The sequence below is a fragment of the Tessaracoccus aquimaris genome, from assembly GCF_001997345.1.
In the GTDB taxonomy this organism is placed as follows: Bacteria; Actinomycetota; Actinomycetes; order Propionibacteriales; family Propionibacteriaceae; genus Arachnia; species Arachnia aquimaris.
Map to the genome: position 1 here is coordinate 2,491,786 of NZ_CP019606.1, position 13,464 is coordinate 2,505,249.

The following is a 13,464-nucleotide window of genomic DNA, read 5'->3' on the forward strand; positions in this document are numbered from 1 at the left end:
ACCCCGAGTGTTGCCTCCGGACAGCGACACGGAACCAAGAGCAGGCCAACGAGCCCCGGACGCTTCGACAAGCTCAGCGAACGATGATCGACGCTTCGACAAGCTCAGCGAACGATGAGCAGACGCTCCGACATCTCGACCGACCCCACCCAGCGACAAGCTCAGCGGACGATGCCGCCAGCAACAAGGGCCAGCCTCCGTTCCCCGAGCCTGTCGAGGGGTCCGCAACCTCGAGTGTTGCCTCCGGACAGCGACACGGAACTAAGAGCAGGCCAACCAGCCCCGGACGCTTCGACAAGCTCAGCGAACGATGATCGACGCTTCGACAAGCTCAGCAAACGATGAGCAGACGCACCGACAAGCTCAGCCGGCGCGGCCCCTCAGCCGGCGTCCGACACCGGCACGGTCGACTCCTCGACCTCTCCGAGGTCGAGCGGTGCTCCCCCATCCCAGGCGACCAGAGTGGGGAGCTCGGACGGCCACACGTCGTCGGGGAGGTCTTCGACAAGGAACCAGGCGCTGGCGACGCGGCGCCGCGCCTCCGCCTCGCTGAGGGCCGCGTTCACCGGTTCGAACCTCTCGGTCCGAAGCAGGTAGAACGTCTCGGCCTGGATCAGGATCCGATCCGAGTACCCGTGGCTGACGACCCGGGTCGCGACGGGACCGACCAGTTCGGCCGGCTCGACGCGCAGGCCCGTCTCCTCGTGGAGTTCGCGTGCCGCGGCCTCCCTCGTGCTCTCCCCCTCGTCGACCCCGCCTCCCGGGACCTGCCAGAAGCGGGAGCCGGGCAGGCCGGGATCGGTGTCGCCCTGCAGTAGAACCGCGTCGGCGGCCACGACCACCACCCGCGCGCCGCGGCGGCGCTTGACGGGGCGCTCAGTCGGGACGCCGCGCATGGGCGACCTCGTCGTCGATCAGGTCGCGCCAGCTGGCGACCAGATCGGCGTCCACGTAGGCCTTGAATGAGCCACCGGGCCGTGCCGGGGAGCCGATGTGGAATGCGCGGACGCCGGCCCTCACCAGCCAGGGGACGTGCTCGGCCGCCAGGCCACCGCCTGCCATGATCAGCCGGGCGACCTCGGGGTCGGACTTGGCGCGCCTGACGAGATCGTCGAGGCCCTGCTCAACTCCCCTCGCGGAGCCGGCCGTGAGCACCTGATTGAGGCCGGGAAGTGTGCGCAGGTCGACCCACGCCCTGTCGACGTCGAGGCAGTGGTCGATGGCACGGTGAAAGGTCCAGGGGAACGAACCGTCGCCCACCAGTTCGCCGACGACCTCGAGGTCGATCCGGTTGATACCGTTCAGGAAACCGAGGACGACGCCGTCCGCCCCTGCGTCGAAGTACGAACTGATCAGCCCCTTGAGCCGGGTGGCCTCGCCGCCGTCGGTGGTGAAGCCACCCCTGAGTCGCACCATCGGGCGAATCTGGATCGACGTCGCGCGACGCACCTTGTCGACGAGCCGGGGCTCGGGCGAGAGCCCGTCGTCGTCCATGGTGCCCACCAGTTCGACGCGATCGGCTCCCCCGGCCTCGGCACGCTCGGCGTCGGCGGCGTGCAGCGCGATGACCTCCAACAGACCCATGCCGATATTGTGCCCGGCCGCGCTGCGGCCCGGGGCGCGACCCGCTCTGAACGCGCGATCTGGTCGACCAGACCACCCGCACGCGTCGAATGGCACCGGGCGCGGGCGCGTCGTAGAGTGCCCGGGTGTCTTCACCCCTGCTGCGCGCCCCCCAGCCCTCCGACGCCGACGCGTGGTTCGATTTCCTCGTCGCCCAGCAGGCCAAGGCGTACGCGGGGATCGTCCCGGAGGACTTCGCCACGGGCCAGGATCGCAAGTACCGGGACGCTTGGGTGCCTGAACTGGCGGCGGCCTTCGCGTCGCCCGGCACCGCGCGACGGGTGGTCGCCGAACTCAATGGCGGCATCGTCGGGATCGCCTCGATCCTCGATGGACCCCAGGATTGGGAGATCGCGGCCGGCCTCGTCCCGTCGCCTGCTGGCCGTGAGTTGGAGCGCCTCTACTTGGACCCGAGCCAGCACGGCACTGGGCTGGCAAGGGCCATGTTCAACGTCGTCGACGAGGGCGAGGACCTGTACCTGTGGCTCATCGACGGCAACGAGCGCGCCCACCGCTTCTACAAGCGACTCGGCTTCGCCGACGTGGACGAGCAGCACGCCGCGGGCAACGACTGGGGCGGGGTCGGCATGCACCGGATGGCGCGCCTCTCCTGACCCACCGCCGCCTTCCTGGAGTCGGCGGGACCGCTTGCTGGGTGCGCGTTGAGCATGTTTGGCAACTCGTTCGCGATCTGATCGTTCAAACAGCGCCCACGACGCAACGAGCAACCGAACATGCTCAAACCCGACTCTCACCGCGCCCAACCGCTAGGTGAGCACAGCACGACGCCCTCCCAGCACAGGCTGGGAGGGCGTCGCGGTGGTTGTCGGTCGCGGTGGCAGTTACCTGCCGTGGTGGAGGTAATCGGTCGCGGCGTTGGTTACCGGTCCAGGCGGGCCGCGTCGAGCGATCCGGTCGACGGGAGGCCTGGTCGGGGCCGGTCCGTCGGCTTGCCCGTCGGAGGCTTCGGCGATTTGGTCGGCTTGGGCGTCTTCGACGGCTTAGGCGTCTTCGACGGCTTGGGCGACTTGGTCGGCTTCGGCGTCTTGGTCGCCGATGGCGAGGCCGTCGGCGTCGGAGTGACCGTCGGGGTCGGGGTGGCCGTCGCGGTGGGGGTCGGCGTCGGCGTCGGAGAGGGTGTGTCCTTCTTCTTCTGGACGAAGACCACCGCCGAGCGGGCGGGCACCGTGATCGAGCCGGAGGCCTTGTCCCACGCCGCGCCCGCGAGGACCGGGTCGTCGTGCACGCCGTCGGTCAACACCGGCGACAGGGCAAGGTCGAGGCCCGCCATGTCGTCGACCGCCTCGGTAATCGGCTGCGTCGACGAGTTGAACGCGACGAGCACGCCGTCCAGGTCCGGATCGACCGAGTCGCCGACGGTGTCGTCGACCCGCATCAGGATCAGGCCTGCCGTCTGGTCGGCACCCGCGTTCGGGAAGCTAACCTTCTGCTCGATCAGTTCCGCCGAGCCGAGCGTGAGCAACGGGTGGGCCGAGCGCAGGTTCAGCAACTCCAGCGCCTGGTCCCGCGAGGCGGCGATGTCGGCCGCGGTCGGCTTGTTGGCCGCGTCCTCCAGGTAGGGCTTCATCGCGGGCCACTTCGACGAGTTGTCGGCGGCGGGGGGCAGGCCGACGCCGAAGTTGTTGTCCCGCATCGTCCAGTCGAGCGTGTTGAAGTGGTCGCCCGAGTTGTACGAGTTGCGGTCCATCGACTTGGATCGCAGCAGGTCGGTCCCCGCGTGCCAGAACGACGGCGACTGGCCGAGCGACACGGTCGCGAGCGACAGCGTGTTCATCCTGATCCGGTCCGCCATTGTGGTGTCGGCGGGCAGTTTCCACATGCCGATGTCGAACAGCGTCTCGTTGTCGTGCGCGTCGACGTAGTTCACGGACTCGTCGGGCTGCGAGGCGTACCCGGCCGGCTGGCCGTTGTAGTCGATCTCGCTGCCCTTCTGGATCTTCCCGGCCGACGTCTCGAAGGAGTAGTCGGCGAGGTTGCCCGCCATGCCGATGCGGATCAGGTCCTGACGGTGCCTCAGGTCGGCCAACTGGTCGTCCTGGCTAGCCGTCGAGACGCCGTTTGGATCGGTGTAGAGGCCGGTCCCGTAGCCCTGGAACTCGGACTTGTTCTCGTCGAACGGGCCGCCGCCGTGGACGGCGTCGCGGAGTCGGTCGTTGAAGGCGCCGATGTGCGTGCCGCTCAACTGGCCCTGGGTTGCCTGCGTGAAGCGCGCGTTGTCCGCGACCTCACCGAAGTTCCAGCCCTCGCCGTACAGGTAGACGCCCTTGCCGTCGACGCCGTCCTTGGCCGCGGTGAGGCCGTCGAGTGCATCGCGGACGGCGACCATGTTGTCGACCGAGTGATGCCCCATCAGGTCGAAGCGGAACCCGTCGACGTGGTAGTCGGCGGCCCAGGTGACGACCGAGTCGACCATCAACCGCTCGGCCATCGCGTGCTCGGTTGCGATGTTCTGGCAGCAGGTCGAGGTCTCGACGGCGCCCTTGAGGTTGAGGCGGTGGTAGTAGCCGGGCACGACCTTGTCGAGGACAGAGGTCTTCGCCTGACCCGCGGCGGAGGTGTGGTTGAACACCTGGTCGAGGACCACCTGGTAGCCCATCTGGTGCAGCCCGCCGACCATCTCGCGGAACGCCTTGGTGCGCGCGCCGCCGTTCTGGTTGGCGTCGGTGGCGTAGGAGCCCTCCGGGGTCGAGTAGTGGTACGGGTCGTAGCCCCAGTTGAAGGCGTCCTCGTCAGCGACCGAGGTGACCGCGGCCTGCTGTGCCTCAGAGGCGGGGCCGGCGTCGGTCGGGATGGCAGGCACCTTCTGATTGGCCCTGTTCTCCTCGATCGTGGCGATGTCGAAGCTGGGCAGCAGGTGGACGGTGTTCATGCCAGCCTTCGCCAACTCCGTCAGGCGCTTGACGCCGTCGGTACCCGTCAGCGCGAAGGCCTCGTAGGTGCCGCGCAGCGCCTCGGGGACGGTCTCGTCCGAGATCGAGAAGTCGCGGATGTGCAGTTCGTAGATCGCGCGGTCGACGAACTGGGCGATCCTGGGGGCAGGGGTGTCGGTCCAGATCGACGGCGCGAACGCGGGGTCGTCCAGATCGATGAGCACCGTGTGTGTCGAGTTCAGCGTCAGCGCCTCCGAGTATGGGTCGGTGACGATGTTGTGCGTGACGGCGTCGAGCGATGGCACGAACACGTTGACGTCGAACTGGTAGGCCCGGTTCTTCCAGTCGGCCGCGCCGGTGATGCTCCACGTGCCGTCGGCGGCGCGGGTCATCGCGGTGCGGGTGGGGGTACCGGTTCCCATCAGGTCGTCGAACAGCAGCAGGTCGACCGAGGTTGCGGTGGGTGCCCACAGCCTGAGCGTCGGAGCGCCGCCTTCGAAGGTGACGCCGATCGCATCGGTGCGCGCCTCCGCGGCGTACAAGTCGTCCAGGACCCCGGGGATCTGCAGGCCCGTGAAGACCTGTGCGAGGCCGTCCGGTCCCCGCTGGATGATCGCCAGGTCACCCTTGAGCGCCTCCTCGAGCACGGCCCGGTCGATGGCCGCCCGCGCCTTCGGCTGCAACTTCAGTGCGGTGAACCCCTTGAGATGACCGCGGTTCCTGAGCTGATCGGCGGTCAGGCCCGCCGCGTCGGGTAGCAGGTCGGCCAGCTTGACCGCGCCGTCGCCCGCCCCGCCGACGACCGCGCCCTCCTCCAGCGCCAGACCGCCGTCGGCGTCGGTCCAGAGCTCCCACGTCGTCTTGGCGGCGTCGGCCGTGATCAGGTTCGTCGGCCAGGCCACGGTGTCCGCGTCGATCCAGTGGCCGAGGTACTCGCCTGTTCCGGCCAGCGGAGGATCTTCCACAACGATCTCCAGAAGGTGGGTTGAGAGGGTGTAGTTGAAGGTGACCAGCTTCCCAGCCGCCGACTGGAAGCTGTAGTTGGGTCCGTCGAGGACGCCGCCCTGGCCGTAGTTCTCGGCCCAGGACAGGCCGTGCGCGACCTTCACCTCGTAGGAACCGGACGGGATGGTGGCGCTCGACCAGGTGTAGACCCCGTCGCCGTCCGCGTCGAACATCAGCGTGTTGAGGCAGTCGGGCTGCCAGTCGCCCGGGCACCCGGCGGCGGCCTGGAACGAGCCGGGCAGCGTGACGACCGGGCCCTGCGCGGTGTTGAAGAACGCGTGGGTCGTCGGGTTGTAGTAGAACGTGACCCTGGCCGGCTGGGCCAGCGTGTAGGTGGCGTTGTCACCGTTGGGGACTCCCCCGACGCCGTAGTTGACGTCCCAGCTTCCGCCGACGGCGACCTTGTACTCGTAGCTGCCTGCGGGCAGGTCCCAGGCACCGATGTAGAGGCCGGAGGCCTGGTCGAGCGTGAGAGACGCGTCGAGGCAGCCCGGCTGCCAGTCGCCCGCGCAGCCCATGGCCGCGTTGTGACTGCCGGGCACGGTGACGACCTTCGACAGGTCGACGTCTGGTTGCTCGGGCGCCGCGGAGCCCAGGTCGGTGCCGACGATCACGGTCGTCGAGTTGGCGACCCGGCTGCCGTCGGCATCGGTGGAGACGCCGCGCACCTCGACGACGGTGCCAGCGGGAAGCGCGCCGAAGTCGGCGAAGACGCGGGGCTGGTCGGTGGTGGCGGTGCCGAGCGCCGTGTAGTCGGTGTCGCCTGCCACGCGATAGCTGAAGGAGGTCTCGGCCCAGCGGTCGGCGGCGACGGTCGCGGTGATCGGGGTCAGTCCGTCGGCCGGTGCACCGGAGGCGACCTTGATCGCCTGGCTCGCGCCCGCGTCGGCGACCTTGGTGCCCGCCTTGAACGCGATCGCGCCGAGCGCCGGGACGGTGAGGGAAACCTTGCCGTTTGCGTCGGCGGTGACCGGATCGGTCGCACCGTACAGCGGCGCATAGCTGGCGCCGGGGGTCAGGGTGGTGAGCTCGACCGTCTTGGCGGAGGTGGAGTTGTTGAGCGCGACCAGATGCTCGACCTTCTCCGTGCGCTCGACGCGCGAGAAGGCGTAGACGCCCGCCCCGTTGTCGGCGTACAGCTCGATCTGAGCGCCTGTCGACAGCGCCTCGTTTGCGCCACGGAGGTCGCCGAGCTTGGCGATCGACCCGTAGAGCGGCACACCGGTGTCGAAGTGGTCGCCGGCGCCGTAGGCGGAGCCGTCGATCAGGGTGTTGTCGAGGTAGCTGGGCACCTTGGAGGCGAACATCGACTCGCGGGAGTCCTTGTCGTTGCCGTCACCGACGAAGCCCTGCTCGTCGCCGTAGTAGACGACCGGCTGGCCGCGGGTCAGGAACATCAGTTCGTGCGCGAAGGTGCTTCGCTTCAGCTTGTCGCTCGACGTGCCGAGCAGGTAGCCGATGCGGCCCATGTCGTGGTTGCCGAGGAAGGTGGGCAGCGATGCGGCCGAGCTGTGCGCGGTCGTGTAGTAGTCGTCGGCGGAGAACAGCCCGGAGAGCCCCTTTGCGGTGAAGCCCTTCGCGAAGTTGAGGGCGGAGGATTGGTAGGCGAAGTCGAGGACCGAGTTCATCGAGGAGTTGCGGACGTAGGGCGACAGCAGCTTGGCGTCGGCGTCGTAGACCTCACCGAACATGAAGAAGTCGGGATTGCCGGTGGCGGTGTGGTCCTTGATCTGCTTGGTGAACTCCTGCCAGAAGACGAAGTCGACGTGCTTGGCGGTGTCGATCCGGAAGCCGTCGATGCCCAGGTCGGTCCAGGCCGCGTAGATGTCGCTCATGCCGTCGACCACGATCTGGTTCTCGGTCATCAGGTCGTCGAGGTTCCCGAAGTCCATGTAGGTGGCGGCCTCACCCGACGGCCACGACGGGTCGAAGCCGCGATTGTGGTAGAGCGTCACGTCGTTGAGCCAGGTGGGGAACTTGACGTCCTCCATGCCTGCCGGGACCTCAGGGTCGTACGGGAACGACGTGGTGTCGGGGTTGAGCTTCGGCATGGCCTTGTCGCCAGGGGCGTAGCTGGCCGGGTCGAACGAGGCGCCGTCGACGTCCTTGTACGGGTTCTGCGACTTGGTCACGTAGGCGGGGTCGGAGCCCTCATGTCCCGCGTAGTAGATGACGTCGGCGGTGTGGTTGGCGATGATGTCGAAGTAGACCTTGATGCCCTTGGCGTGCGCCTCGTCGATCAGCGCCTTCAGTTCGGCGTTGGTGCCAAGGTGCGGGTCGATCTGGGTGAAGTCGGTCACCCAGTAGCCGTGATAGCCGGCGGACGCGTCGGCCCCGCTGCCCTGCACGGGGCGGTTCACGAACGACGGGGTCAGCCAGATCGCCGTCGCCCCGAGGCCCTCGATGTAGTCGAGCCGGTCGCGCAGGCCCTGGATGTCACCCCCATTGAAGAAGCCCTTGTCCGTCGGGTCGAAGCCGGTGGTGAGCCGGTCGGTGCCAGAGCAGTCGACGGGAAGCTTGCCGTCGGCCCCAGCATGGCCCGTGGCGATACAGGAGTCGTTGGCGCTGGAACCGTTGTCGAAGCGGTCGGTCATCACAAAGTAGAAGGAGTTGCCGGCGCCGGGATCGGCGAACGGCGCCTTCGCGAGCGCGTCGTCGGAGGGGACGTAGTCGCCCGGCAGGTCGGCAGCGGCGACGGAGACCTTGTTGCTCGCGTCGTCGAAGGTGAAGGTCAGCTTCTGCTGCGTAGCGAGCTTCAGCGGCCAGTTGCCCTCGGCCGGGCCGTAGGCCTCGTCCCAGGACGAGTTGATGGCGACCTTGAACTCCCAGTCCCCCGCGGGAACGGTGAAGTCGGCGCTCCAGACGCCGTCGCCGTCAGCGTCGGCGAGCCCGGACGCGGCGCAGGCGGGTGCCCAGTCCTCCGCGCAGCCCAGTTCGGTCTGCAGGTCGCCCACCAGCGTGACGGCCGTGGTCGCGGCGGCCGCCGTCTGGAGAGGAACTGCCGCGGTGACGACACCGCTGGCCGCGATCAAGGCGGTGGCCGCGAGAGACGCGGTGAACCGGGTCGAGCGCATGCGTGACTCCTTCGTCAGGGTGTGCCCAGGAGTTTCACGCTAAACGATGACTCAGACAATTTTGTCCGGTTCGCCCAGCATCGGCCCTCGTCGGCAGGATATGAACGTTCAACTTTTCCAAGAATGACATTTGAACGATCAACTCGCAAGGGTTGTGGCCAAATCGTGACCCTTTGGGTGGCCCTTCAACCAACCCCATGCGCCTTGGAACCCGCGCCTGACGGCCCCCACTGTTCGGGATGGCCGTATCAGGCCAGTCGGCCCTCCCCCCACTTGCGACCCGTTCTCGCGCCGTCCGCCGGGCACGAGGTGGCGCACCGCGCGGGCAGTCGTTCATCGACTGGGCCGGGTTTGCGCCGTGCCCGGGCACGGGACGCAACAAGGGCGGCCCCTTTCGGGACCGCCCTTGCGTTTGGCTGATCGGGACCCTTCGGTCGACTCGGCGTACCGGGCGACCTCAGGGACAGGAGCGGATCAGAAGCCGCCCATGCCTCCCATGCCGCCCATGTCGTCGCCACCGGGCATCGCTGCAGCCTTCTCGGGCTTGTCCGCGATGACGGCCTCGGTGGTGAGGAACAGGGCCGCGATCGACGCCGCGTTCTGCAGCGCGGAGCGGGTGACCTTGGCCGGGTCGATGATGCCGGCCTCGACCATCTTGACGTACTCGCCGGTGGCAGCGTTGAGGCCCTCACCCGCGGGCAGGTTGCCGACCTTCTCCGCCACGACGCCGCCCTCGAGGCCGGCGTTGCTGGCGATCTGCTTCAGCGGGGCAGAGGAGGCCGCGAGCACGATCTGCGCGCCGACGGCCTCATCACCGCTGAGGTTGTCGAAGTTGACGGCCTTGGCCGCCTGCAGCAGCGCGACGCCACCACCGGGGACGATGCCCTCCTCGACGGCAGCCTTCGCGTTGCGGACGGCGTCCTCGATGCGGTGCTTGCGCTCCTTCAGTTCGACCTCGGTCGCCGCGCCGACCTTGATGACGGCGACGCCGCCTGCCAGCTTGGCGAGGCGCTCCTGGAGCTTCTCGCGGTCGTAGTCGGAGTCCGAGTTCTCGATCTCCTTGCGGATCTGCGAGACGCGGCCCTCGATCTGGGCCTGGTCGCCCGCGCCGTCGATGATCGTGGTCTCGTCCTTGGTGACGAGCACGGAACGGGCGCGGCCGAGCAGGTCGAGGGAGACGGCGTCGAGCGACAGGCCGACCTCCTCCGAGATGACCTGGCCACCGGTGAGGATGGCGATGTCGGTGAGCATGGCCTTGCGGCGGTCGCCGAAGCCGGGGGCCTTGACGGCGATCGACTTGAAGGTGCCACGGATCTTGTTGACGATCAGGCCTGCGAGGGCCTCACCGTCGACGTCCTCGGCGATGACCAGCAGCGGCTTGCCCGACTGCATGACCTTCTCCAGCACGGGAAGGAGGTCCTTCAGCGAGGAGATCTTCGAGTTGGCGATCAGGATGTACGGGTCATCGAGGGTGGCCTCCATGCGCTCCGTGTCGGTGACGAAGTACGGGGCGATGTAGCCCTTGTCGAAGCGCATGCCCTCGGTGAGCTCGAGGTCGAGGCCGAAGGTGTTCGACTCCTCGACGGTGATCACGCCCTCCTTGCCGACCTTGTCCATCGCCTCGGCGATGATCTCGCCGACGGTCGGGTCAGCGGCGGAGATCGATGCGGTGGCGGCGATCTGCTCCTTCGACTCGATGTCGATGGCCATCTCGGCCAGCTTGTCGATGATGGTCGTGACCGCGGTCTCGATGCCCTTCTTCAGGCCCATCGGGTTCGCGCCGGCCGACACGTTGCGCAGGCCCTCGCGGACCATTGCCTGTGCCAGCACGGTGGCGGTGGTGGTGCCGTCGCCCGCGACGTCGTCGGTCTTCTTGGCGACCTCCTTGACGAGCTCGGCGCCGATGCGCTCGTAGGGATCCTCGAGCTCGATCTCCTTGGCGATGGACACGCCATCGTTGGTGATGGTGGGTGCGCCCCACTTCTTCTCCAGGACGACGTTGCGGCCCTTGGGGCCGAGCGTCACCTTGACCGCGTCGGCCAGGGTGTTCATGCCGCGCTCCAGGCCGCGGCGAGCGTCCTCGTTGAACTCAATAAGCTTTGCCATGGTGGTTCGGGAGTCCTCCCGTCGATGGGGTGTCACACCCCGCTGTTTGTCTGTCAGGTGTGGACCGCTGATGCCCGCGACGGACGGCCTGAGCCTCATCCTCGATCCGGTAGCACTCGCTAGGCGAGAGTGCTAACTCCATTATTAGCACTCGACCCAAGAGAGTGCAAAGATTCGGGCCCTTCCGGGCCGAAGAGTGCATGGAAACGGGCGGGACCCGGGAGGGTCCCGCCCGTGCGTCTTGTCCTCTTCTGCGAGCCTCAGCCGACCACGGCCGGCGGCCAGGTGCCGCCGGGAACAGCCTGGTGGGCGGCGTTCTCCATGGTGACCATCGAGCTGATGAGGCCGATCATGGCGTTGATCCACGTCATCACGTAGGCGATGATTTTCGTGATCAGGCCGATCACCTGGGCGGCGCCGATGGCGGTGCCCACCGGAACTGCGGCCATCTCCAGCGCCGCGACGATCACGCCGATGGCGGTGGTGATGTACTGCGTCACGAACGTGACGGTGATCTCGACGCCCTTTGCGCCCATCTGGTGCACTGCGTCGCCGAACGCCTTCGCTCCCTTGGCGGTGCTGTCGGCGGCCTCCTCCTGGACCTTGATGGACGAGAAGAAGGCGTCGGACGCGTCGCCGGTCCAGGTCTCGGCCGACTTGAAGTGGCCGCGCTGATACTGCAGGGCGAACGTCTGGCACTTGGGCGCCAGTTCGTCCGCGATGGACTTGCCCGCCGAGCGGACCTCCCAGGGCGCCAGCACATGCTTGAAGACCTCAAGGGAGGTGTTGATGCCCTTGGTGATGAACCCGACAGTGCGGTCGATGATCTTGCACGCGCGCTCGACGGCGGACTTGAGCACCTTGCCGACGCCCGGCATCCAGCAGAACAGGTCGGCGATGCCGCCGAGCGCCCCGAGGATCTTCTGCGCGATGCGGACCACCTGCTGCACGGTGCGCCCGATCCGGTCGACCACCTGCTTGACGCGGTCGATCACGTCCAGGATCCACTGCACGTCCAGCGTGAAGGCGCACCCACCGGTGCGACCGACGGGCGGGCTGAATCCGGGGGCCCGTCCCATTTGCCTCGCGATTGCTGCCATGTCGATATCCCTTACTTATTGATCTGGCCGGAGATCTGGACGCCCTTGGCTTCCATCTCTTCGTAGCGCTTGGCGGTCTTGGTGAGGGCGTCGCTGACGGCCTGGAGTTCCTTGGCAGCACCCTCGTAGAGCGTGCCGAACTGGCGGCAGCCCTTCTTGTACGTGCCCGCGACGGGCATCCAGAGTCCCCAGTGCTGCACGAGGTCGGCGACCGACTCCCAGCACTGCGACAGTTCGCTGGCCGACGGGATCAGGTTGGACACGTAGCGTGCGTCGTCGCGCAGGTCGGACAGGTCGACGGTGAAGTCGTGCCCTCCCGGCTGGGGCGGCGGCTCGGTGCAGACCGTCGGCTCGTTGGGCTTGGGATCCTTGGGCTTGTCGCCGGGCTCCTGCGTCGGGGGGCCTCCAGTGGGCGTCCCAGTGCTCGGCGTCCCAGTGCTCGGCGTCCCAGTGCTCGGCGTCCCACTGGTCGGCGTCCCACCCGTTGGCGTGCCACCGGTCGGCGTGCCTCCCGTGGGGGTGCCTCCGGTCGGTGCGTCGGGCTCCGGGTTCGGTGCGGTGGGGATCCCGGGGCTCGCGCCGTCGGGACGCGCCTCCACCGCGTCGGGGATGCCGTCGTTGTCGGAGTCGGTGTCGCGGTAGTCGGGCGTGCCGTCGCCGTCGGTGTCGACCGGATCCCAGACCAGTCCGTCATCGCCGGGGACGCCGGATCCGACGCCCGCGCCGGCACCTGGTGTCGACGGGGTGCTCGGCAGGGGCTGGCCCGGCTGGACATCCGGCACGGAGGCCGGGCGCGGCCCGTAGTCGGGCATCGTCGAGACGTTGGGGACGCGGTCGTCGCCGATCGACGAGGGGACGCCCCCGCTTGGCGCGCCGCCCGAACCGAGGCCGCCACCGGAGGGGAGCCCTCCCGAGCCGCCGCCGATGCTGCCGACGTCGCCCAGTCCGCCGATGCCACCGGCATCGCTGCCGCCGCCCGAGCCACCCCCAAGGCCTCCGCCCGAGCCGCCGCCGAGATCGCCGCCGCCGCCCGAGCCCGAACCGCCACCGGTGTCGCCACCGCCCGAGCCGGCGCCGGCCGGATCCTCGCCCGCCGCCTCCTCTGGCGTCTCCTCCGCCGCAGGTTCGGCCCCGAGCCCGAGCCTGCGCCGGCACCGCTAGCCATCTGCTCGTACTCCGAGGGCAGATCGACGTCGACCGTTCCGTCCTCGTGCACGGTCATCGTCTGGCCGTTTGCCTGTTCGATGGTCAGCGACCCGTCATCGTTGCGGGTGACGACGGTGCCCGACTCGGTCTCGAACGAACCGCCCGCGGCGAGCGTCGAGATGTCGGCATCGTCGTTGTCCATGAAGTCGGCGTCGATCTTGACGCTTCCGTCTGCCCCGACGGTGATCTCGACGCCGTCCGCGGTGGACACCACGGTGCCCTCGCCCGTGGTGTCGACGACCGTGCCGTCCGGCGCGACCGCGACGGCCTCATCGGCGACAGTGACGTCCGAGGTGATCTCGATGGCGTCGTCGGGGACCGCGGTGACGGCCTCACCCGTCACGTAGTCCTCGGTGGGCGCGTCCTGCGCCTCGTCGCCCGTGCCGCCGGAGGCGGCCGACCTTCCGCCGCGCATCGCGCCGACGTTGTCGTTCTGGGCCGGCCACTCGAAGGTGGCCG

8 protein-coding genes are annotated in these 13,464 nt (G+C 68.4%); 2 read left to right on the forward strand and 6 right to left on the reverse strand.

Annotation, left to right across the window (positions count from 1 at the left end):
- Nucleotides 1-380 precede the first annotated feature (380 nt).
- Both BW730_RS11625 and BW730_RS11630 read right to left on the reverse strand, forming a co-directional pair.
- Complete coding sequence (locus BW730_RS11625; protein ID WP_077686377.1) at nucleotides 381-896, reverse strand: NUDIX hydrolase; 516 nt, start codon at nucleotides 894-896, stop codon at nucleotides 381-383.
- Nucleotides 877-1,584 carry a copper homeostasis protein CutC gene (locus BW730_RS11630; RefSeq protein ID WP_077686378.1) on the reverse strand — a complete coding sequence of 236 codons (708 nt, stop codon included), beginning with the start codon at nucleotides 1,582-1,584 and terminating at the stop codon, nucleotides 877-879. Before BW730_RS11630 ends, BW730_RS11625 begins: the two co-directional genes overlap by 20 nt.
- Before the next feature lie 125 nt (nucleotides 1,585-1,709).
- On the opposite strand from BW730_RS11630, the gene BW730_RS11635 reads away from it, so the two are divergent.
- Nucleotides 1,710-2,237 carry a GNAT family N-acetyltransferase gene (locus BW730_RS11635; RefSeq protein WP_077686379.1) on the forward strand — a complete coding sequence of 176 codons (528 nt, stop codon included), beginning with the start codon at nucleotides 1,710-1,712 and terminating at the stop codon, nucleotides 2,235-2,237.
- 266 nt (nucleotides 2,238-2,503) lie between these two features.
- Here the strand turns inward: BW730_RS11635 and pulA are convergent, their stop codons facing one another.
- The 4 genes from pulA to BW730_RS11655 all read right to left on the reverse strand — a co-directional run bounded on the left by pulA (nucleotide 2,504) and on the right by BW730_RS11655 (nucleotide 12,611).
- Nucleotides 2,504-8,593: a pullulanase-type alpha-1,6-glucosidase gene (gene pulA / locus BW730_RS11640; protein ID WP_077686380.1), complete on the reverse strand. Its 6,090-nt coding sequence runs from the start codon at nucleotides 8,591-8,593 to the stop codon at nucleotides 2,504-2,506.
- Between the two features lie 474 nt (nucleotides 8,594-9,067).
- On the reverse strand, nucleotides 9,068-10,699 hold the full coding sequence (groL, locus tag BW730_RS11645) for a chaperonin GroEL (protein ID WP_077686381.1): 1,632 nt from the start codon (nucleotides 10,697-10,699) through the stop codon (nucleotides 9,068-9,070).
- 260 nt (nucleotides 10,700-10,959) lie between these two features.
- On the reverse strand, nucleotides 10,960-11,799 hold the full coding sequence (locus BW730_RS11650; protein WP_145952829.1) for a hypothetical protein: 840 nt from the start codon (nucleotides 11,797-11,799) through the stop codon (nucleotides 10,960-10,962).
- Between the two features lie 11 nt (nucleotides 11,800-11,810).
- Nucleotides 11,811-12,611: a hypothetical protein gene (locus tag BW730_RS11655; RefSeq protein WP_077686383.1), complete on the reverse strand. Its 801-nt coding sequence runs from the start codon at nucleotides 12,609-12,611 to the stop codon at nucleotides 11,811-11,813.
- Nucleotides 12,612-13,043: 432 nt separating this feature from the next.
- Here BW730_RS11655 and BW730_RS11660 point away from each other — a divergent pair, with 432 nt between their 5' ends.
- The gene (locus BW730_RS11660; RefSeq protein WP_077686384.1) at nucleotides 13,044-13,352 is read left to right on the forward strand and encodes a hypothetical protein; all 309 of its coding nucleotides are present in this window, start codon (nucleotides 13,044-13,046) and stop codon (nucleotides 13,350-13,352) included.
- The last annotated feature ends 112 nt before the right edge of the window (nucleotides 13,353-13,464 follow it).

Coding starts and splice junctions, on each gene's coding strand:
- pulA (WP_077686380.1), bottom strand. CDS start 8,593: ATGCGCTCGACCCGGTTCACCGCGTCTCTCGCGGCCACCGCCTTGATC.
- BW730_RS11625 (WP_077686377.1), bottom strand. CDS start 896: ATGCGCGGCGTCCCGACTGAGCGCCCCGTCAAGCGCCGCCGCGGCGCG.
- BW730_RS11650 (WP_145952829.1), bottom strand. CDS start 11,799: ATGGCAGCAATCGCGAGGCAAATGGGACGGGCCCCCGGATTCAGCCCG.
- groL (WP_077686381.1), bottom strand. CDS start 10,699: ATGGCAAAGCTTATTGAGTTCAACGAGGACGCTCGCCGCGGCCTGGAG.
- BW730_RS11660 (WP_077686384.1), top strand. CDS start 13,044: ATGGTCAGCGACCCGTCATCGTTGCGGGTGACGACGGTGCCCGACTCG.
- BW730_RS11655 (WP_077686383.1), bottom strand. CDS start 12,611: ATGCCCGACTACGGGCCGCGCCCGGCCTCCGTGCCGGATGTCCAGCCG.
- BW730_RS11630 (WP_077686378.1), bottom strand. CDS start 1,584: ATGGGTCTGTTGGAGGTCATCGCGCTGCACGCCGCCGACGCCGAGCGT.